16 protein-coding genes are annotated in these 17,185 nt (G+C 67.3%); 12 read left to right on the top strand and 4 right to left on the bottom strand.

Annotated features, from left to right (window positions below; translation table 11 throughout):
* The first annotated feature begins 171 nt into the window (after positions 1–171).
* The 3 genes from pdhA to IHE49_RS13905 all read left to right on the top strand — a co-directional run bounded on the left by pdhA (position 172) and on the right by IHE49_RS13905 (position 3,772).
* Positions 172–1,257, top strand: a complete 1,086-nt coding sequence (gene pdhA / locus IHE49_RS13915) for a pyruvate dehydrogenase (acetyl-transferring) E1 component subunit alpha (RefSeq protein WP_192158889.1) — start codon at positions 172–174, stop codon at positions 1,255–1,257.
* A 3-nt stretch (positions 1,258–1,260) separates the two neighbouring features.
* Positions 1,261–2,241 (top strand): alpha-ketoacid dehydrogenase subunit beta, encoded by a 981-nt coding sequence (locus IHE49_RS13910; protein ID WP_192158887.1) that lies wholly within the window; start codon positions 1,261–1,263, stop codon positions 2,239–2,241.
* A gap of 175 nt (positions 2,242–2,416) precedes the next feature.
* Complete coding sequence (locus IHE49_RS13905) at positions 2,417–3,772, top strand: dihydrolipoamide acetyltransferase family protein (protein ID WP_192158885.1); 1,356 nt, start codon at positions 2,417–2,419, stop codon at positions 3,770–3,772.
* A 57-nt stretch (positions 3,773–3,829) separates the two neighbouring features.
* On the opposite strand, the gene IHE49_RS13900 is transcribed toward IHE49_RS13905, so the two are convergent.
* From IHE49_RS13900 to ubiH, 3 genes are all read right to left on the bottom strand, one after another.
* Positions 3,830–4,624 carry a dienelactone hydrolase family protein gene (locus tag IHE49_RS13900; protein WP_192158883.1) on the bottom strand — a complete coding sequence of 265 codons (795 nt, stop codon included), beginning with the start codon at positions 4,622–4,624 and terminating at the stop codon, positions 3,830–3,832.
* Positions 4,625–4,707: 83 nt separating this feature from the next.
* The gene (locus IHE49_RS13895) at positions 4,708–5,907 is read right to left on the bottom strand and encodes a UbiH/UbiF/VisC/COQ6 family ubiquinone biosynthesis hydroxylase (protein WP_192158881.1); all 1,200 of its coding nucleotides are present in this window, start codon (positions 5,905–5,907) and stop codon (positions 4,708–4,710) included.
* Positions 5,904–7,124 (bottom strand): 2-octaprenyl-6-methoxyphenyl hydroxylase, encoded by a 1,221-nt coding sequence (ubiH, locus tag IHE49_RS13890; RefSeq protein ID WP_192158879.1) that lies wholly within the window; start codon positions 7,122–7,124, stop codon positions 5,904–5,906. The genes IHE49_RS13895 and ubiH overlap by 4 nt, the downstream gene beginning before the upstream one ends.
* A 399-nt stretch (positions 7,125–7,523) precedes the next feature.
* Between ubiH and IHE49_RS13885 the strand changes: the two genes are divergently transcribed.
* From IHE49_RS13885 to IHE49_RS13875, 3 genes are read left to right on the top strand one after another with little or no spacing between them, the layout of a single operon-like run.
* Positions 7,524–8,123, top strand: coding sequence for a hypothetical protein (locus IHE49_RS13885; RefSeq protein WP_192158877.1), 600 nt, complete (start codon positions 7,524–7,526; stop codon positions 8,121–8,123).
* Positions 8,124–8,125: 2 nt separating this feature from the next.
* Positions 8,126–8,698: a cob(I)yrinic acid a,c-diamide adenosyltransferase gene (locus IHE49_RS13880; RefSeq protein ID WP_192158875.1), complete on the top strand. Its 573-nt coding sequence runs from the start codon at positions 8,126–8,128 to the stop codon at positions 8,696–8,698.
* 9 nt (positions 8,699–8,707) lie between these two features.
* Positions 8,708–9,631, top strand: coding sequence for a histone deacetylase family protein (locus tag IHE49_RS13875; protein ID WP_192158873.1), 924 nt, complete (start codon positions 8,708–8,710; stop codon positions 9,629–9,631).
* Positions 9,632–9,701: 70 nt separating this feature from the next.
* Here the strand turns inward: IHE49_RS13875 and msrB are convergent, their stop codons facing one another.
* Entirely contained in the window at positions 9,702–10,100 is a 399-nt protein-coding gene (gene msrB / locus IHE49_RS13870) for a peptide-methionine (R)-S-oxide reductase MsrB (RefSeq protein WP_192158871.1), read from the bottom strand.
* A gap of 94 nt (positions 10,101–10,194) precedes the next feature.
* On the opposite strand from msrB, the gene lptD reads away from it, so the two are divergent.
* Genes lptD through IHE49_RS13840 form a run of 6 tightly spaced genes read left to right on the top strand, consistent with a single transcriptional unit; the run spans position 10,195 to position 17,179 of the window.
* Positions 10,195–12,645 (top strand): LPS assembly protein LptD, encoded by a 2,451-nt coding sequence (lptD, locus tag IHE49_RS13865; RefSeq protein WP_192158869.1) that lies wholly within the window; start codon positions 10,195–10,197, stop codon positions 12,643–12,645.
* Between the two features lie 31 nt (positions 12,646–12,676).
* The gene (locus tag IHE49_RS13860; RefSeq protein WP_192158861.1) at positions 12,677–14,044 is read left to right on the top strand and encodes a peptidylprolyl isomerase; all 1,368 of its coding nucleotides are present in this window, start codon (positions 12,677–12,679) and stop codon (positions 14,042–14,044) included.
* Between the two features lie 15 nt (positions 14,045–14,059).
* Positions 14,060–15,106: a 4-hydroxythreonine-4-phosphate dehydrogenase PdxA gene (gene pdxA / locus IHE49_RS13855; protein ID WP_192158859.1), complete on the top strand. Its 1,047-nt coding sequence runs from the start codon at positions 14,060–14,062 to the stop codon at positions 15,104–15,106.
* Positions 15,103–15,900, top strand: a complete 798-nt coding sequence (rsmA, locus tag IHE49_RS13850; protein WP_192158857.1) for a 16S rRNA (adenine(1518)-N(6)/adenine(1519)-N(6))-dimethyltransferase RsmA — start codon at positions 15,103–15,105, stop codon at positions 15,898–15,900. Before pdxA ends, rsmA begins: the two co-directional genes overlap by 4 nt.
* A gap of 47 nt (positions 15,901–15,947) precedes the next feature.
* On the top strand, positions 15,948–16,331 hold the full coding sequence (apaG, locus tag IHE49_RS13845; protein ID WP_192158855.1) for a Co2+/Mg2+ efflux protein ApaG: 384 nt from the start codon (positions 15,948–15,950) through the stop codon (positions 16,329–16,331).
* Entirely contained in the window at positions 16,331–17,179 is an 849-nt protein-coding gene (locus IHE49_RS13840; RefSeq protein ID WP_192158854.1) for a symmetrical bis(5'-nucleosyl)-tetraphosphatase, read from the top strand. The genes apaG and IHE49_RS13840 overlap by 1 nt, the downstream gene beginning before the upstream one ends.
* Positions 17,180–17,185 lie beyond the last annotated feature (6 nt).

The following is a 17,185-nucleotide window of genomic DNA, read 5'->3' as shown; positions in this document are numbered from 1 at the left end:
TCCGCATGCTGCGGCGTGCCTTGCGACGCAACATGCCCGCCTGCTATCAATATGCGGCTTTTCCCGGCCGTTTTGATCGCCACGGCGGTCGCCGGCAAGGGAGTTTCGCGTGTCTGGCCCCACTGGATGGGCCACCGCCCCCACCCCATTCGTCACCAACGGGAGCGCGTCGTGTCCATCGCCGCCAAGTTCGAAATCGAATACCTGCAATACCTCGACGCCGAGGGCAAGCAGGTTCGGGATGACCTGCCTGAGTTCGCCAAGAACCTCGACCACATGGTCGAGCTGTACAAGCTGATGCTGTCCACCCGCGTGTTCGACGCGAAGTCGGTGGCGCTGCAGCGCACCGGCAAGCTCGGCACTTACGCGAGCTGCCTGGGCCACGAAGCCGCGCACGTCGGCATCGGCAGCGCGATGAAGCCGGAAGACGTTCTCGCCGTGAGCTACCGCGAGTACGGCGCGCAGCTGTACCGCGGCGTGCAGCCGCGCGAGGTGTACATGTACTGGGGCGGCGACGAGCGCGGCAACGACTACCAGAACGAGCCCGCGCGCCACGACTTCGCGTGGAGCGTGCCGATCGCAACGCAGTGCCTGCACGCCGCCGGTTCCGCGCTGGCATTCAAGATCCGCGGCGAGAAGCGCGTGGCCGTGTGCACCATCGGCGACGGCGGCTCGTCCAAGGGCGACTTCTACGGCGCCATCAACATCGCGGGCGCGCAGAACCTGCCGATGGTGGCGGTGATCGTCAACAACCAGTGGGCGATCTCGGTGCCGCGCAAGATCCAGTCCGGCGCGCCCACGCTGGCGCAGAAGGGCATCGCCGCCGGCCTGTACTGCATCCAGGTCGACGGCAACGACATCATCGCCGTGCGCAAGGCGATGGAAGACGCGCTGGAGCGCGCGCGCAACGGCGAAGGCGGCAGCGTGATCGAAGCCGTGACCTACCGCCTCGGCGACCACACCACCGCCGACGATGCCCGCCGCTACCGCGGCGAGCAGGAAGTGAAAGACGCCTGGGCGAAGGAGCCGATGAAGCGCCTGCGCAACTGGCTGGTGGCCAAGAAAGTGTGGGATGACCAGAAGGAAGAGGCCTGGAAGGCCGAGTGCGACGAGTGGATGGACAACGAGGTGAATGCCTACCTCGAGACCAAGACGCAGCCGGTGACGGCGATGTTCGACTACACCTTCGCCGAAGTCCCCGCCGATCTCGCCAAGCAGCGCGATCTCGTCCTCTCGCACGAAAACAAGGGCCACTGAGTCATGGCACAGATCACCCTTATCGAAGCCGTCACCCAGGCGCTCGCCTACGAGATGAAGCACGACGACAGCGTCGTGGTGCTGGGCGAGGACGTGGGCGTCAACGGCGGCGTGTTCCGCGCCACCCAGGGCCTGCAGGAAAAATTCGGCGAGCTGCGCGTGCTCGACACGCCGCTGGACGAGACCACCATCGCCGGCGTCACCGTGGGCCTGGCCGTGCAGGGCATGAAGCCGGTGGCCGAGGCACAGTTTGAAGGCTTCATCTACCCGATGATGGAGCAGATCGCCTGCCACGCCGCGCGCATGCGCAACCGCACCCGCGGCCGCCTTACCGTGCCGGCCGTGTGGCGTGCGCCGTGGGGCGGCGGCATCCGCGCGCCGGAGCACCATTCCGAGGCGAACGAGCACCTGTTCACCAACATCCCCGGCCTGCGCGTGGTGCTGCCCTCTTCGCCCGCGCGCGCCTACGGCCTGCTGCTGGCGGCGATCCGCGATCCCGATCCGGTGATCTTCCTCGAACCCAAGCGCATCTACCGCCAGTACAAGGAAGAAGTGCCCGACGACGGCGAGGCGCTGCCGTTGGACGTGTGCTTCGTGTTGCGCGACGGCACCGACGTGACCCTGGTGACTTGGGGCGCGCAGGTGAAGGAAACGCTGGAGGCCGCCGACGAACTGGCCAAGCAGGGCATCAGCGCCGAAGTCATCGACGTCGCCACGCTCACCCCGCTGGACTTCGACACCATCGCCGAATCGGTGCAGAAGACCGGCCGCTGCGTGATCGTGCACGAGGCTCCTAAGACGGCCGGTTTCGGCGCCGAGATCGCCGCGCGCGTGGCCGAGGAGTGCCTGTACGACCTGCTCGCGCCGGTCGAGCGCGTCACCGGTCCCGACACCCACATCCCGCTGTTCCGCCTGGAAATGAAGTACCTGCCCAGCGTGGAGCGCGTGGTCGAGGCCGTGCAGCGCACGCTCGCCGCATCCTGATTCCCTTCTTCCCGCCGGGGAGAAGGTGCCCCGAAAGGGGCGGATGAGGGGCCACGACTTGCGACAAAATGCAACGAAGCACGGCTTCAATGCACGCTACCGCAGGCCCAACCCCTCACCCAGGCCCTCTCCCCGGCGGGGAGAGGGAGAAAAACCAAACCTTGGAAGCTCACTCATGGCCGACATCAAGACATTCCACCTGCCCGACCTCGGCGAAGGCCTGCCCGACGCCACCATCGTCGAGTGGCACGTGAAGGAAGGCGACTACATCAAGCTCGACGCGCCGCTGTGCTCGATGGAAACCGCCAAGGCTGTGGTCGACGTTCCGTCGCCCTACACCGGCACGGTGAAGAAGCTACACGGCGCCCCCGGCGACATCATCGAGACCGGCGCCGCGCTGGCCGACTTCGAGCCGGATGCCAACGCCAAGCAGCGCGCCGAAGCCGAATCCACCGGCCACCACCACGGCCCGAAGAAGGCCGAGACGCCCGCCCCGGCTCCCGCGCCGGCCAAGGCCGCCACTGCCGACCGCGAAGACGAAGGCACCGTGGTCGGCGCGATGGTCAGCGGCAACACCGTGCACGTCGAGCAGGCCGCCAGCATCGGCGGCGTGAAGGCCGTGCCCGCGGTGCGCGCGCTGGCAAAGAAGCTCAAGGTCGATCTCGCCCGCGTGCGCCCTACCGGCGCCGACGGCGTGGTCACCATGAAGGACGTGAAGGATGCCGCCGCCAACGGCAGCGCAGCGCTGGGCGCCGCCCCGGCGCGCGCCGTGCCCGCCTCGGCTGGCCGCCACCTTGCGCCGGAACTGCCCGAGCCCGGCGCGGCGCCCAGCCGCACTGCCGTGTCGCTGGCCGGCAAGGCCGTGCGCACCGCCCCACCGAGCGTGCAGGCCAGCGGCCAGCCGGAGCAGCTCAAGGGCGTCCGCCGCAACATGGCGCGCGTGATGGCCGAAGCCCACGCCAACGTGGTGCCTACCACCCTGGTCGACGACGCCGACCTGCATGCCTGGATCGGCAAGCAGGACATCACCGCACGCCTGATCCGCGCCATCGTCGCCGCCTGCAAGGCCGTGCCGGCGCTCAACGCGTGGTTCGACGGCAAGAACCTCACCCGCACCCTGCACCCGCACGTGGACATCGGCATCGCCGTGGACACCGAGGACGGCCTGTTCGTGCCGGCGCTGCGCAATGCCGACGTGCTGGACGGCGCCGGCATCCGTGCCGCCATCAAGCGCCTGCGCACCTCGGTGGAAGACCGTTCCATCCCGGCGTCGGAGCTCTCGGGCTACACCATCAGCCTGTCGAACTTCGGCATGTTCGCCGGCCGCTACGCCACACCGGTGGTGGTGCCGCCGACCGTCGCCATCATCGGCGCTGGCAAGCTGTGCCACGACGTGGTGGCCGTGATGGGTGGCATCGAGGTGCATCGCCGCATGCCGATCAGCCTCACCTTCGACCATCGCGCCGCCACCGGCGGCGAAGCCGCGCGCTTCCTCAAGGCGCTGCTGGACGATTTGTCCGCGCCGAACTGAGGCAATGCGGCCATAGGAAGCAAACGGGGCGCCTGTGGCGCCCCGTTTGCTTTGTGCTCAATCCCGTCCCGCGAAGGCCTCGTCCAGCCATATCCGCATCAGGCGATACGAACGCGCCGCGGCTTTCGCGTCGTATTTGCATCCCGGAGAGTTCTCGCCCTCCTCGGTGAAGCAATGCACCGCATGCCCCAGCGCCACGAACTGCCAGTCGGCCGGGCTCTGGCGCATTTCGTCCATGAACTTGTCGGCGTCCTTCATCGTCCACGTGTCGTCGGCGCCGTTCATCGCCAGCACCCGTGCCTTGATGTGTTTCGCCATCGAGGCATCGTCGGTGGAGAGGTCGCCGTGGAAGGACACCACGGCCGCCACGTCGGCGCCGCTGCGGGCCAGGTCGAGCACCGCTGCGCCACCGAAACAGAAACCTATGGCAGCCAGCCTCGCGGTATCGATGGGTGCATCCTTCGCCTGCGCCCTGAGCTGGGCCAGCGCCTCGTTGATGCGCGAGCGCATCAGCGCCCGGTTCGCGTACAGGGGCTTGACGGCGACCTGCGCCTGATCGGCGTTGTCCAGTTGCGGACGCACGTTGGCGCCGTACATGTCGGTGAGCAGGATCACGTAGTCCTTGCCCGCGATCATCTCCGCCTTCTTGATGGCCTCGTCGTTCACGCCGAACCAGTTCGGCACCATTACCAGGCCGGGACGCTTCGCGCTGCTGGCGTCGTCGTAGACCAGCACGCTGTGGAAACGCGTACCGCCCTGCGTCCATTCCACCGGGCGTTGCACCATCTTCGCCTGGGCGGCGAAGGCGAGGCTGGCGAGCAGGAATACGGCGAGACAACGGACGTAACGCATGGCGAAGCCCTCCATCGTGAAGAGTGCGGCCAAGGATGGCCGCCCGTTTGAATTCCGCGTTCACGGACGAACGCAAAAAAACATCAAAGACCGGCTGCGTGCTGCGCGATGCGGCGCTTCAGCGGCACCAGCCGGTCGAGCAGACGCACCCCGAGACCTCGCGCGGCGACCAGCGGTGGCGACTGCCAGGCGTAGATGCGCGCCAGCACGTCGAAACCGCGCGCATCCAGCGTATCGGCGCTGCGGCGCCGACGCGCGTAACGGCGAAGTACGTGTGGCGAGGCAATATCACGCCCGGCTTCGCGGGCGGCACCCAGCACGTCGCAAAGCTCTGCCACGTCGCGCAGTCCGAGGTTCACACCCTGTCCGGCCAGCGGATGCACCGCGTGCGCGGCATCGCCCAACAGCACCAGGCGTTCGGCCTGATAGGTTTCTGCCAATTGCAGCTTGAGCGGGAAAGCCGCGCGTTTCGTGACTGATACGATGCGCCCCAGACGGAAATCGCTGGCGACGCCCAATTCCTGCATGAAGGCCGCGTCGCCCAGTGCCAGCACGCGTAGCGCCTCGTGCTCGGGCAACGACCAGACGACGGAACTGCGCCCGTCCGCCAACGGCAGCAAAGCCAGGGGACCGGTGGGCAGGAAGCGTTGCCACGCCGTCTGCTCGTGCGCCCGCTCGGTCGCGACATGGGCCACCACCGCACGCTGCGCATAGTCGCGACCGCGGGTGGCGATGCCCGCCATTTCGCGCAACGGCGAAGCGGCACCATCGGCGGCCACCACCAGGCGCGCGGACAGGCTTTCCCCATCGGCCAGTTCCAGCGCCACGCGATCTTCGCGCGCCTCGAAGCCACGCACTTCCGCCGGGCACAGGCGACGCACGCCGGCGGCTTCCAGCGCCTGCCACAGCGTCCACTGCACAAGATTGTTCTCAACGATATGACCGAGCAGGTCGCGCCCTTCGTCGGCGGCGTCGAAGCTCACGGCCGCGCCGTTCTCGCCGTCCCACACATGCATGCGCGCGTAGGGTCCGGAGCGCGCGTCGCGGATCGCCGCCCACACACCCAACTTGTCGAGCAAGGCTACGGACGACGGCGCCAGCCCCACTACGCGCAGATCCACCTCGTCGGCCATGCTCCACGGTTGCGGCGCACGCGCCTCCAGCAGGGCGGTGGCGAAGCCCGCGCGCGCCAGCGCCAGCGCTGCGGCGGCGCCCACCATGCCGCCGCCGACCACGGCGACATCCAGCGCGGGCGGGCGGCGGCGTTCGGCAACGGTGCTCATGGCAGGCGCTCCAGTACGGCACGCGGCGGTTCGCCGCGGAAGCCCATGCCATGCCGGGCCAGACGGTCCTGCAGCGGCGCAAAGCGGTCATTGGCGAGGAGTGCCAGCGAGCGCAGCGGCGCAAGCGTCGGCTGTTCGAGGCAGGCAAGGCGCACCAGGCCGTGGCTCATCGCCATCGTGCCCTCGCGATCGGGCGCGCGGCGCACAGCGTAACGTTCCAGCAGGTCCGGCGCGCCGGGATCGTCCGCGGCAGCGACCAGCTCGGCGAGGGTAAGCGCATCGCGCAGGCCCAGGTTGAAACCTTGTGCGCCGATGGGATGCACGGTCTGCGCCGCGTTGCCCACCAGCACCGCGCGCGGGCCGGTGAGCCGCCGCGCAGCCACGCGATGGATGGCATAGGGATGGCGCTTGCCGGGCCGCCTGAGGCGACCCAGCCGCCAGCCGAAACGCAGCTGCGCCAGCGCGACGAAATCGTCGTCGTCCATCGCCGCCACTTCATCGGCCTGTTCCGCGGGCACGGTGAGCACCAGCCCGCAATGCCCTTGCGTCAACGGCAGCAGTGCCACCGGCCCTTGATCGGAAAAGCGCTCGTAGGCGCGGTTCGCGTGCGTGCGTTCGGGAGTGACCGTAGCGACGAACAGGGTTTGCCGGTAATCGAGCCGATCGGCTTCGATACCCAACTGCGCACGCACAAAGGATTCGGTGCCATCGGCGCCCACCAGCAGCGCAGCGTCGATCATGCGCTCGCCGTCGGCGGTGCGGATGCGGGCGCGCCAGCCATCGGCCTGTGCTTCCACCGATTCCAGTTTGGCGGGCGCAAGCCGGGTCAGCCGGTTGCAGGCATCCAGCCGTCGCAGCAGTGCCGCGCCCAGTTCGCGCGCCGGCAATGTCCAGCCCAGGGCATCGACGCCGTGTTTCGCCGCATCGATGCGCGCGCTGCCGAATTCGCCGGCGCGGCTGACATGGATGTGGCGGACCGGGGTGGCTCGCGCAGCCGCATATGGCCACACGCCGATGGCGGACAGGCCGTTGACGGTGGCACGGGCCAGCGCAAGGTTGCGCTCGTCGTAGCTGGGCTGGGCGTCGATGCGCGGTACGGCAGCCTCGACCAGGGTGGCGGCGACGCCGGCGGCGTCCAACGCGATGGCAAGGCTGGCGCCGACCAGGCCGCCACCGACGATCAGCACACTGGCGGCAGGGGATGCAGGGGGATTCATGCACGTGATGATACGCGCCGGCGCATCGGGCTGGCTGCCATGGAGTTGTTCCATATCTCCGCGTGGCCTGCGCCGGGAGCCGCTTTGCATGCAGGACAAGAACGAAGGCACGCGGGAAGAGTCCGGGAATGGACTCGGCTTTTGAGGAGCGAGGCGTGGGCGTCAGTCCACGACCAAGGGATGACGCAGGCACGCGGGCAAACAGACCTGGCCCCTTCGGCCTGCGTTGCCGTGGCCGCCAGGCGACAGCAGGCGGCTTGACCTGCCAGCCACGCAGACACTGCGCCACGCGCCACTACCCGACATCCACGGCGAGGCAACACAGGCTACGTAGAGATATGGAACAGGCTCTTACGCTAAACTATTCGCCTGATTTCAGTTGCGTCGCACGGAGTAATCATGGCAACCACAACGACCCGACGCCTGGCCATCTTCCTGGCCCTGGCCCTGGTGATGGGCGTCACCCGCTTCCATCCTTCGCTGCTGCATCACGCGCTGTGGGATGCCTCGTGGGGCGTGTTCTTCCTCGCCGGCTTCTGGCTTCGCGGCCAGGGCCGCTGGGCCTTCCCGCTGCTGATGGTGGAAGCGGTGCTGGTCGATTATTTCGTCATCACCGGCCTGGGCATCGATTTCTGGAGCCACTACTGCGTGTCGGCGGCTTACTGGTTCCTGATTCCGTCCTATGGCGCGCTGTGGCTGGGCGGCAGCTGGCTGGCGAAACATCAGCACGGCCTCGACCTCACCACGCTGGGCCTTGCCGTTGCGGCACTGCTGGTCGCGGAAGGCGCGTGCTACCTGGTCTCCAACGGCAGCTTCTACTGGATCAGCGCCAGCGTGCCGGCGCCGCGCAGCTTCGGCGCGTGGTTCGCCAACCTCGGCGACTGGTACCTGCCCTTCCTCGAAGGCACCGCCCTCTATGCGGGGCTGGGTGCGGTGGTGCACGTGCTGGCGACGCAGTTGTCGCGCGCTCCACGGCATAGTGGCCACGCGCCGCACTGACGGTGGGCAATCGCCTTTCGAAAATCTACACACGCACCGGTGACGACGGTTCCACTGGCCTCGGCGACGGTTCGCGCGTGCAGAAGGATTCCCCGCGCGTAGCCGCCTATGGCACCGTGGACGAACTCAACAGCACCGTTGGCATGGTGCTCGCCAGCACGGGCGTGGACGAAGCCGTGCGCGAGGCGCTGACGCAGGTCCAGCACGAGCTGTTCGACCTCGGCGGCGAGCTGTGCATCCCCGGCATGGCGATGATCGAGGATGCCGATATCGCGCGACTCGAAGCCATACTGGACACCTTCAACGAACCGCTGCCGCCGCTCAAGGATTTCATCCTGCCCGGCGGGGGCATGGCGGCCTCCTGCTGCCACCTGGCGCGTACCGTGTGCCGCCGTGCGGAACGCGAGGTGATCGCGCTGCGCCGCGTGGAGCCCGAGGTGCGCCCGCAGACGCAGCGTTATCTCAACCGTCTCTCCGACCTGCTGTTCGTGCTCTGCCGGGTGCTCGCCCGCGCCGGCGGCCACGGCGAAGTGCTGTGGCAGCACGAGCGGCGGCGCAAGCCTGCCGCCAGCTGAAGCCCCCGCATGCTGCGGCTGTATACCCATGCCGCCTGCCTGCGGCACGACAATGGCCCCGGTCATCCCGAGACGCCGGCCCGACTGACTGCGGTGCTGCGCGCACTCGACCACGATCGATACGCCGCGCTGGATCGCGTCGAGGCGCCGCGCGCCAGCCGCGAGCAACTCCTGCGCGTGCACACGGCAGCCCATGTCGAACGCATGCTCGCCGCCGTGCCCGAAGGCGAAACGCAGCGGCTGGACGAAGACACCGCGCTGTCGCCCGGCTCTGCCGAAGCCGCCCTGCGTGCCGCCGGCGCCACGGTGGCGGCGGTGGATGCCGTGCTCGATGGCGGCCATGTGCGCAGGGCGTTCTGCGCGGTGCGGCCGCCCGGCCACCACGCCACGCACGAGCAGGCGATGGGTTTCTGTCTGTTCAACAATGTGGCAGTCGCTGCGGCGCACGCGCTGGCAGCGCACGGACTGAAGCGAGTGGCGATCGCCGACTTCGACGTACACCACGGCAACGGCACGCAGGACATCTTCTGGCGCGAACCGCGCGTGCTGTTCGCTTCCAGCCACCAGATGCCGCTGTACCCGGGCACCGGGCACCCTGAGGAACGGGGCGCGGGCAACATCTTCAACCGGCCGCTGTCCGCCGGCGACGGCCCCTACCTGTTCCGTGAACTGTGGGATGGCGACCTGTTGCCACGTCTGCACGCGTTCAAACCGCAGCTCGTCCTGGTCTCGGCGGGCTTCGACGCGCACCAGCGCGACCCGATAGGTAACCTGTGCCTGGGCAGCGAGGACTACGCCTGGATCACCGCGAAACTGGTCGACGTGGCGAACCGCCATGGGGATGGGCGGCTGGTCTCCACGCTGGAGGGGGGCTACGACCTTGCCGCCCTGGCCGCCAGCGCGGCGGCGCATGTCGAGGCATTGATGGAGTAGGAGCGCATCCTGTGTGCGAATGCTCTCTCCCTGACCGAAGCACCCAAGCCATCGCGCACAGGATGCGCTCCTACGCCGGTTCGAAGTCCAGCGCCAGCGAGTTGATGCAGTAACGCAAGCCGGTGGGCCGCGGGCCGTCAGGGAACAGGTGGCCAAGATGCGAGCCGCAATGCGCGCACCGCACCTCGGTTCGATGCACCCCGTGACTTTCGTCGTCGTGGTTGGATACCGCGGCCGGGATCAATGGCTGCCAGAAGCTGGGCCATCCGGAACCGGAGTCGTACTTGCTGTCCGAACCGAACAAGGCGCTGCGGCAGGCCACGCACACATAGATTCCCTCGGCATGGTGGCGGTACCACTTGCCGCTGAAAGGCGGCTCGGTGGCCGAGCAACGACATACCGCGTACTGTTCGGGGCTCAAATCGGCACGCCACTCCGCTTCGCTCCTGACCAACCCGGGTTCGTTCATGACTGAATCCTCGTTGCCGGCGGCAGCCTCGCGTCTGCCTGACCTGGGGTGTTTCTGCTAGTTTTACCGACCTCACTGCCGCCGGGTTTCCATCGTGACGCGCAAGCTTCCTCCACGCCGCCTGCTGGCCGTTGCCGCCGCCCTTGCCCTGATCGGGGGCCCGGTCGAAGCCGGCAGCGCCGGGCCACACCGCGGCTACACGCTGGACGGCAGCGAGCCGGCTTGCCCGCTGGGTTCCTTCACCTGCCCGCCACGCCCGTACAACTACGTGATGTGCCGGCCCAACGCCATGCTGGAGTTCTACGACCCCACCCTGAGCAAGGACAACACCGTCCGCGACACGAGCAAGACCTACGTGTGGGCCAAGCACGTGGACAGCTCCGACCAGACGGTCTATCACCTGTCCGGCGACGTGCGCCTGGACAGGGCCGATCAACGGCTGCAGGCGGACACGGTTGACTACAACCAGGACACCGCCGACTACGATGCGCGCGGCAACGTGCGCTACCAGGACTACTCGCAGCTGATGTCCGCCACGCATGCGCGGGGCAACGACGCCTCCGGCATCGGCATCGCCGACGACGTGCGCTACCAGATGCTGAATTCGCGTGGCAACGGCGTGGCCCGCCAAGGGCAGGAACTCGACGCCCAGCACACCCGCTACACGCAGGCCACCTATTCCACCTGCGACATCGGCCACCACCTCTGGGAATTCCAGGGCAAGACCATCACCGTGGACAAGGTCAACGGCGTGGGCGTGGCGCGCGACGCGACCTTCCGCGTCGGCAACGTGCCGCTGCTCTACCTGCCCTGGTTCAGCTTCCCGGTGGACAACCGGCGCAAGACCGGCTTCCTGTATCCGACCATCGGCCACAGCAGCCGCTCGGGCTTCTTCCTCAGCACGCCGTATTACCTGAACCTGGCGCCGAACTACGACGCCACGCTGGACCCGCGCATCTACACCACGCGCGGCTTCATGCTGGATACCGAATTCCGCTACCAGCTGCCTGGCAGCATCGGCACGATGGACGTGGAATACCTGCCGAACGACCATGGCCCGACCGATCCAGACACCACCGCCAACACCGCGGGCACGAACCGCTACCGCTACACCATCAAGGACACCACCCACCTGTGGGGAAGCTGGAATTTCAGCACCTCGATCGACCGCAGCTCGGACAACAACTTCTTCTACGACTTCGGCAACCAGATGGGCGGCACGCCGATCTACATCCTCACCTCCACCGCCCAGGTCGCCGGTGGCGGCAAGTGGGGAGATGTGTCGTGGTCCACCGCGGTGGGCGGTGCCGCCTACCAGAACATGAACCCGTTCCTCACGGACGCGTCGCTGCCGTACCGCGCGCTACCGTACGGCAATTTCAACCTCGACTGGCCGATCAACAACTGGCTGGAATTCGGCATGGCCAACCAGTTCGTGGCGTTCCGCAAGCCGGGCTACGTGGAAGGCAGCCGCGAAGACCTGCAGCCTTACCTGGCCGCCGACTTCGGCACCTCCGCCTGGTTCGTTCGCCCGCGCGTGGAATGGCGCTACACCGACTACCAGCTCAGTGCCGGCTACCAGCAGTACGGCTACTACGGCCTGCTGGGCAGCGGCACGGCCACACCGTTCACGCAGCAATCGCCCAGCCGTTCGCTGCCCATCGTCAGCGTGGACAGCGGCCTGGTATTCGACCGCAATACGTCGCTGTTCGGTGAGGACTACACGCAGACGCTGGAGCCACGGCTTTACTACCTGTACGTGCCGTACCGCAACCAAAACAACATGCCGCTGTTCGACAGCAGCCTGATGACGTTCGACTACTGGCAGCTGTTCTCCACCAACCAGTTCGCTGGCGCCGATCGCCAGATGAACGCGAACAACCTCACCGCGGCCATCACCACCCGCCTGCTCGACGACAGCGGTGTGGAACGGCTGTCGGCCAGCTTCGGCCAGATCCGCTACTTCACCCCGCAAGAAGTGCAGATGCCGAACAGTACGAACACCGTGTCGCCGGCCACCGACTGGAGCGGATCGGCCTACGTGGCCCAGTTGAACCTGCAGCTCAACGACCGCTGGCGCGCCAGCAGTTCCTACCAGTGGGATCCGAACACCCGCAATACCGACATGGCCATGTTCCAGTTGCAGGGACGGTTGGGCCTCGACGGCATCGTCAACTTCGCCTACATCTACCGCACCGGGCTGATGGAACAATACAGCGTCTCGGCGGTCTACCCCGTGTCCGATCGCTGGCGCCTGATCGGCGCCTGGACGTATGCGGAACCGGTCAAGGGCGTGGTCAACCCGCTCAAGGGCACCATCGAGGCCTTGGCCGGCGTGGAATACGACAGTTGCTGCGTCACCCTGCGACTGGTCGATCGCAGTTACGTGAACCAGGGTTACTACGGCGTCGCCGCCCCCATCACGGGGACTCCAGGCAACCTGCGCGACAACGCCATCATGTTCGAAGTCATCTTCAAGGGCCTGGGCTCGACCAGCAGCCAGATCGACCCGCTACTGCGCCGTGATATTCTCGGCTATCAATAATCCGCTGTATCTCACTCTTGGCTGCTCCCTGATGAAGCGTTTTCTCGCCCCGCTCCTGTCCACCCTCGTGTTCGCGCTCGCATTGCCCGCGCAAGCCCAATTGCTGCCCAACGCCGGCGCTGGTGCACCCGTGTCCTCGAACACACTGGACCGCATCGTGGCGGTGGTGAACGAAGATGTGGTCTTGCAGAGTGAACTGGACAACGCGGTGCGTTCCGTCCAGCAGCAATACGCCAGCCAGCCCGGCCAGCTGCCGCCGCTGAACGTGCTGCAGCAGCAGGTGCTGGACCGCCTGATCCTGATGAAGCTGCAATTGCAGAAGGCCGACGACCAGGGCGTGCACGTCTCCGACGCGCAAGTCGACCAGGCCGTGGCCCAGGTGGCCCAGCAGAACAAGATGAGTCCCGACCAGTTGCGCTCCGAAGTCGAGCACACCGGGCAGGACTTCGGCTCCTTCCGCCAGCAGCTGGCCGACCAGCTCACCGTGCAGCAGCTGCATCAGAGCGTGGTGCACGACTCGGTGTCGGTCACCGACAGCGAGATCGACAACCTGCTCAACAGCCCCACGTACAAGGCTGGCGAGATCCATCTGGCACACATCCAGATCAGCATTCCCAGCGGTGCCGACGCTGCCGCAATCCAGGCCGCTGCAGCCAAGGCCGAACAGGCGCTCGATGCGATCAAGGGCGGCATGGACTTCCACGCCGCAGCGATCCGCTACTCCGACGCACCCGACGCACTGGATGGCGGCGACCTCGGCTGGCGCCGCATGGACGAAATCCCGCCTGCCTTCGCCGACACCGTGGCCAACATGAAGTCCGGCGACGTCAGCTCCGCGTTGCGCGGCCCTACCGGCTTCCACATCATCAAGCTGGTCGGCCAGCGCGAACCGTCGAAGCAGATCGTCACCGAATACCACGCGCGCCAGATCCTGCTCAAGCCGAGCGAACTGATGACGGCCGACCAGGTCGAGCAGAAGGCGCAGGAGCTGTACGAGCAGATCGCCAACAAGCACGCGGACTTCGCCAAGCTGGCCAAGGACAACTCCAAGGACGACACCACCGCCAACGTCGGCGGCGACATGGGCTGGTTCGCGCAACAGGCATGGGGTGCCGCCGTGGCGCAGCAGCTCAGCCAGCTGAAGGACAACGAGGTCTCGAAGCCGTTCCAGGCCGGCGACGGCAACTGGGACATCCTGCAGTTGCTGGGTACGCGCCAGAGCGACCTCACCAGCCAGATGGCACGCGACCAGGCTCGCCAGGCCATCGGCAACCGCAAGGCCGAGCAGGCCTACGAGGACTTCTTGCGCGACCTGCGCGCGAACGCCTACATCCAGGTGCTGGTGCCCGAGCTGCGCGACGACACCAACACGCCGGCCGGGGCCGGAAAGACCTCCTGACCGGGAGCCACGGGCATGACCCTCCCGCGGCTCGCCGTCACTGCTGGTGAGCCGGCTGGCGTCGGCCCGGAATTGATCGCTCAACTGGCTGCCACGCCGCTGGCAGCCGACCTGGTGGCAATCACCGACCGTGATCTGCTCGTCCGCGCCGCTGCACGATGTGACTTGCGCATCACCCTGGCCGATGACGACGGCTCGCCCCGCGAGCAACGGGCGCCCGGCAGCCTGCGTGTGCGCCATGTGCCGCTGGGTGCCGAGGAAATCCCCGGCCGGCCCGACCCGCGCAACGCGGACCACGTGCTCGCCACGCTGACCGAGGCCGCCAATGGTTGCACGGCAGGCCGCTACACCGCCGTGGTTACCGCACCGTTGCAGAAGGCCGCGATCAACGAGGCCGGAATCCGTTTCAGCGGCCATACCGAATTCTTCGCCGAGCACGCCCACGCCGACGTGGTCATGATGCTGGCCAGCCCGGAACTGCGTGTGGCGCTGGCCACCACCCACCTGCCGCTGGGCGCGGTGCCAGCCGCCATCACGCGCACATCGCTGGAGCGCACGCTGCGTATCCTGCACGCGGAGCTGCGCGGGAAATTCGACATTGCCGTACCGCGCATCGCCGTGCTGGGTCTCAACCCGCATGCGGGCGAAAGTGGCCATCTTGGCCGCGAGGAACTGGACACCATCATCCCGCTGCTCGATAGGCTGCGCGCCGAAGGCATGATGTTGATCGGCCCGCTGCCCGCCGACACCGCCTTCGTGCCCGCGCAGCGCGCGCGCTACGACGCCGTGCTGGCGATGTACCACGACCAGGCCCTGCCGGTGCTCAAGAGCGAGGCCTTCGACCGCACCGTCAACCTTACCCTCGGCCTGCCCTTCATCCGCACCTCGGTCGACCATGGCACCGCGCTGGATCTTGCCGGCACAGGTCGCGCCGACCCGTCCAGCCTGATCGCCGCCGCGAACATGGCATTGGAACTCGTGGCGCGCCGCGGCACTCATCCATCCTCTTCCCCTTGGGGAGAGGAACGAGGTGAGGGGCCAATCTTGCGAAAAACGCCATGAACCACACCCCCGCCCGCCCCAAGAAAAGCTTCGGCCAGCACTTCCTGCACGACCGTCGCTACATCGACGACATCGTCCGCGCCATTGCGCCACGTGCCGGCGATTTCCTGGTGGAAATCGGCCCTGGCGAGGGTGCGCTCACGCTGCCGCTGCTGGCGTCCGCGGGTTCGCTCACCGCCATCGAGCTGGACACCGACCTGATCCCTGCGCTGAAAGAGCGCGCGGCCAGCGTGGGCGAACTGGCGGTGATCCACGCCGACGTACTCAAGGTGGATTTCGCCGCGCTGGCACACCGCCATGGCGTGGAACGCCTGCGCATCGCCGGCAACCTGCCCTACTACATCTCCAGCCCCATCCTGTTCCACTGCGTCGAGCATGCGTCCGCCATCGAAGACATGCACTTCATGCTGCAGAAGGAAGTGGTGGACCGCATGGCCGCCGACCCCGGCAGCAAGGTCTACGGGCGCCTGTCGGTGATGTTGCAACTGGCCTGTCGCGTGGTGCCGCTGTTCGAGGTGCCCCCGGAAGCGTTTCGGCCGCCCCCGAAGGTGGACTCCGCGGTGGTGCGCGTGGTACCGCTGGCCCCGCACGAACGCCACGATGCCGACCCCGCGCTCCTGCACGACGTGGTGAAGGCCGCCTTCGGTCAGCGTCGCAAGACGCTGGCCAATGCGCTCCGGCAACTGCTCGATGCCGAAGCGATCCGCGATGCGGACGTGGATCCCAGGGCGCGCGCCGAAACCCTTGCGCCGGAAGATTTCGTGCGATTGGCGAAACGCCTCGCCATGCGCTGAGCCACCTGCTCGCTGCGCGAACCGGCGTTCGCCCTTACAATTGCCGCATGAGCGAAAACAATCCCTACACGATCGACGTGCAGGTCAGCACCCGTTTCGTCCCCGACCAGTCCCGCCCCGACGACAACCGCTATGCGTTTGCCTACACCATCATCCTGCGCAACACCGGCGATGTGCCGGCACAGTTGCTGACCAGGCATTGGGTCATCACCGACGCCAACGGCAAGGTGGAAGAGGTGCGCGGCGACGGCGTGGTGGGCGAACAGCCATGGATGCGCCCGGGCGACGATTACGAATACACCTCCGGCGCAGTGCTGGAAACGCCAGTGGGCATCATGGGCGGCAGTTACCAGATGCTGGCTGACGACGGCACCCGCTTCGACGCGCCGATCCCGCCGTTCACGCTCGCCATACCGCGCACGTTGCACTGATGGCCACTTACGCGATCGGCGACGTGCAGGGCTGCTACCCGGAACTGCAGCGCCTGCTCGACAAGCTGCATTTCGACCCGGCGGCCGACAAACTGTGGTTCTGCGGCGACCTGGTGAACCGCGGCGGCGAATCGCTGGCCACGCTGCGGTTGATCCACGGTCTGCGCGAACACTGCATCGTCACCCTGGGTAACCACGATCTCAGCCTCCTGGCGATCGCGCTGCGCAAACCCGAGGCGCAGGCCAAGGTGAATGCCGAGTTGCGCGAAGTGCTGTTCGCCGAAGACGCGCCCGTGCTGTTCGACTGGCTGCGCTCGCAAAAACTGCTGCATCACGACGAGCAGCTCGGCTGGACGATGATCCACGCCGGCCTCGCACCTACGTGGACCCTGCGCCAGGCGCAGAAGGCCGCGCAGGAGGTGGAGCGCGAGCTCTCCAGCCCGCGTCACCCACGCATCCTGCGCAACCTGTTCGGCAACCGACCGGCTGGTTGGTCGAGCCGCCTGCAAGGGCTGGATCGCCATCGCGCCACCATCAATCTGCTGACCCGCATGCGCTACTGCGACGTCAACGGCCGTATCGACTTCGAGAGCAAGGATATGCCGGGCACGCAGCGACCCGGACTGTATCCGTGGTTCGAGGTACCGGGGATGCGTCGCCGCGAGACGCGCATCGTCTGCGGGCACTGGTCCGCGCTCGGCCGCTTCGCGGGCCTCGGCGTGTTTGCCATCGACACCGGCTGCGTGTGGGGCGGCCAGCTCACCGCACTGCGGCTGGACGGCGAGGAGCCGCAATACATCACCGTCGCCGCCGAGCCGCACCGCAAGCGCATACCTGGCGCGGACTGATCGCGT

Origin of the sequence: Rhodanobacter sp. 7MK24, assembly GCF_014842995.1 — a bacterium.
Classification (GTDB): Bacteria; Pseudomonadota; Gammaproteobacteria; order Xanthomonadales; family Rhodanobacteraceae; genus Rhodanobacter_A.
The sequence above is the reverse complement of the archived record's forward strand: the minus strand, read 5'-3'. Positions and strand labels throughout refer to the sequence as shown.

What these genes read in the sequence shown, in the direction of transcription:
- IHE49_RS13910 (WP_192158887.1), top strand. Translation starts at nt 1,261, where the DNA reads ATGGCACAGATCACCCTTATCGAAGCCGTCACCCAGGCGCTCGCCTAC.
- IHE49_RS13905 (WP_192158885.1), top strand. Translation starts at nt 2,417, where the DNA reads ATGGCCGACATCAAGACATTCCACCTGCCCGACCTCGGCGAAGGCCTG.
- IHE49_RS13875 (WP_192158873.1), top strand. Translation starts at nt 8,708, where the DNA reads ATGCTGCGGCTGTATACCCATGCCGCCTGCCTGCGGCACGACAATGGC.
- msrB (WP_192158871.1), bottom strand. Translation starts at nt 10,100, where the DNA reads ATGAACGAACCCGGGTTGGTCAGGAGCGAAGCGGAGTGGCGTGCCGAT.
- IHE49_RS13895 (WP_192158881.1), bottom strand. Translation starts at nt 5,907, where the DNA reads ATGAGCACCGTTGCCGAACGCCGCCGCCCGCCCGCGCTGGATGTCGCC.
- IHE49_RS13860 (WP_192158861.1), top strand. Translation starts at nt 12,677, where the DNA reads ATGAAGCGTTTTCTCGCCCCGCTCCTGTCCACCCTCGTGTTCGCGCTC.
- apaG (WP_192158855.1), top strand. Translation starts at nt 15,948, where the DNA reads ATGAGCGAAAACAATCCCTACACGATCGACGTGCAGGTCAGCACCCGT.
- IHE49_RS13885 (WP_192158877.1), top strand. Translation starts at nt 7,524, where the DNA reads ATGGCAACCACAACGACCCGACGCCTGGCCATCTTCCTGGCCCTGGCC.
- IHE49_RS13900 (WP_192158883.1), bottom strand. Translation starts at nt 4,624, where the DNA reads ATGCGTTACGTCCGTTGTCTCGCCGTATTCCTGCTCGCCAGCCTCGCC.
- IHE49_RS13840 (WP_192158854.1), top strand. Translation starts at nt 16,331, where the DNA reads ATGGCCACTTACGCGATCGGCGACGTGCAGGGCTGCTACCCGGAACTG.
- rsmA (WP_192158857.1), top strand. Translation starts at nt 15,103, where the DNA reads ATGAACCACACCCCCGCCCGCCCCAAGAAAAGCTTCGGCCAGCACTTC.
- ubiH (WP_192158879.1), bottom strand. Translation starts at nt 7,124, where the DNA reads ATGAATCCCCCTGCATCCCCTGCCGCCAGTGTGCTGATCGTCGGTGGC.
- pdxA (WP_192158859.1), top strand. Translation starts at nt 14,060, where the DNA reads ATGACCCTCCCGCGGCTCGCCGTCACTGCTGGTGAGCCGGCTGGCGTC.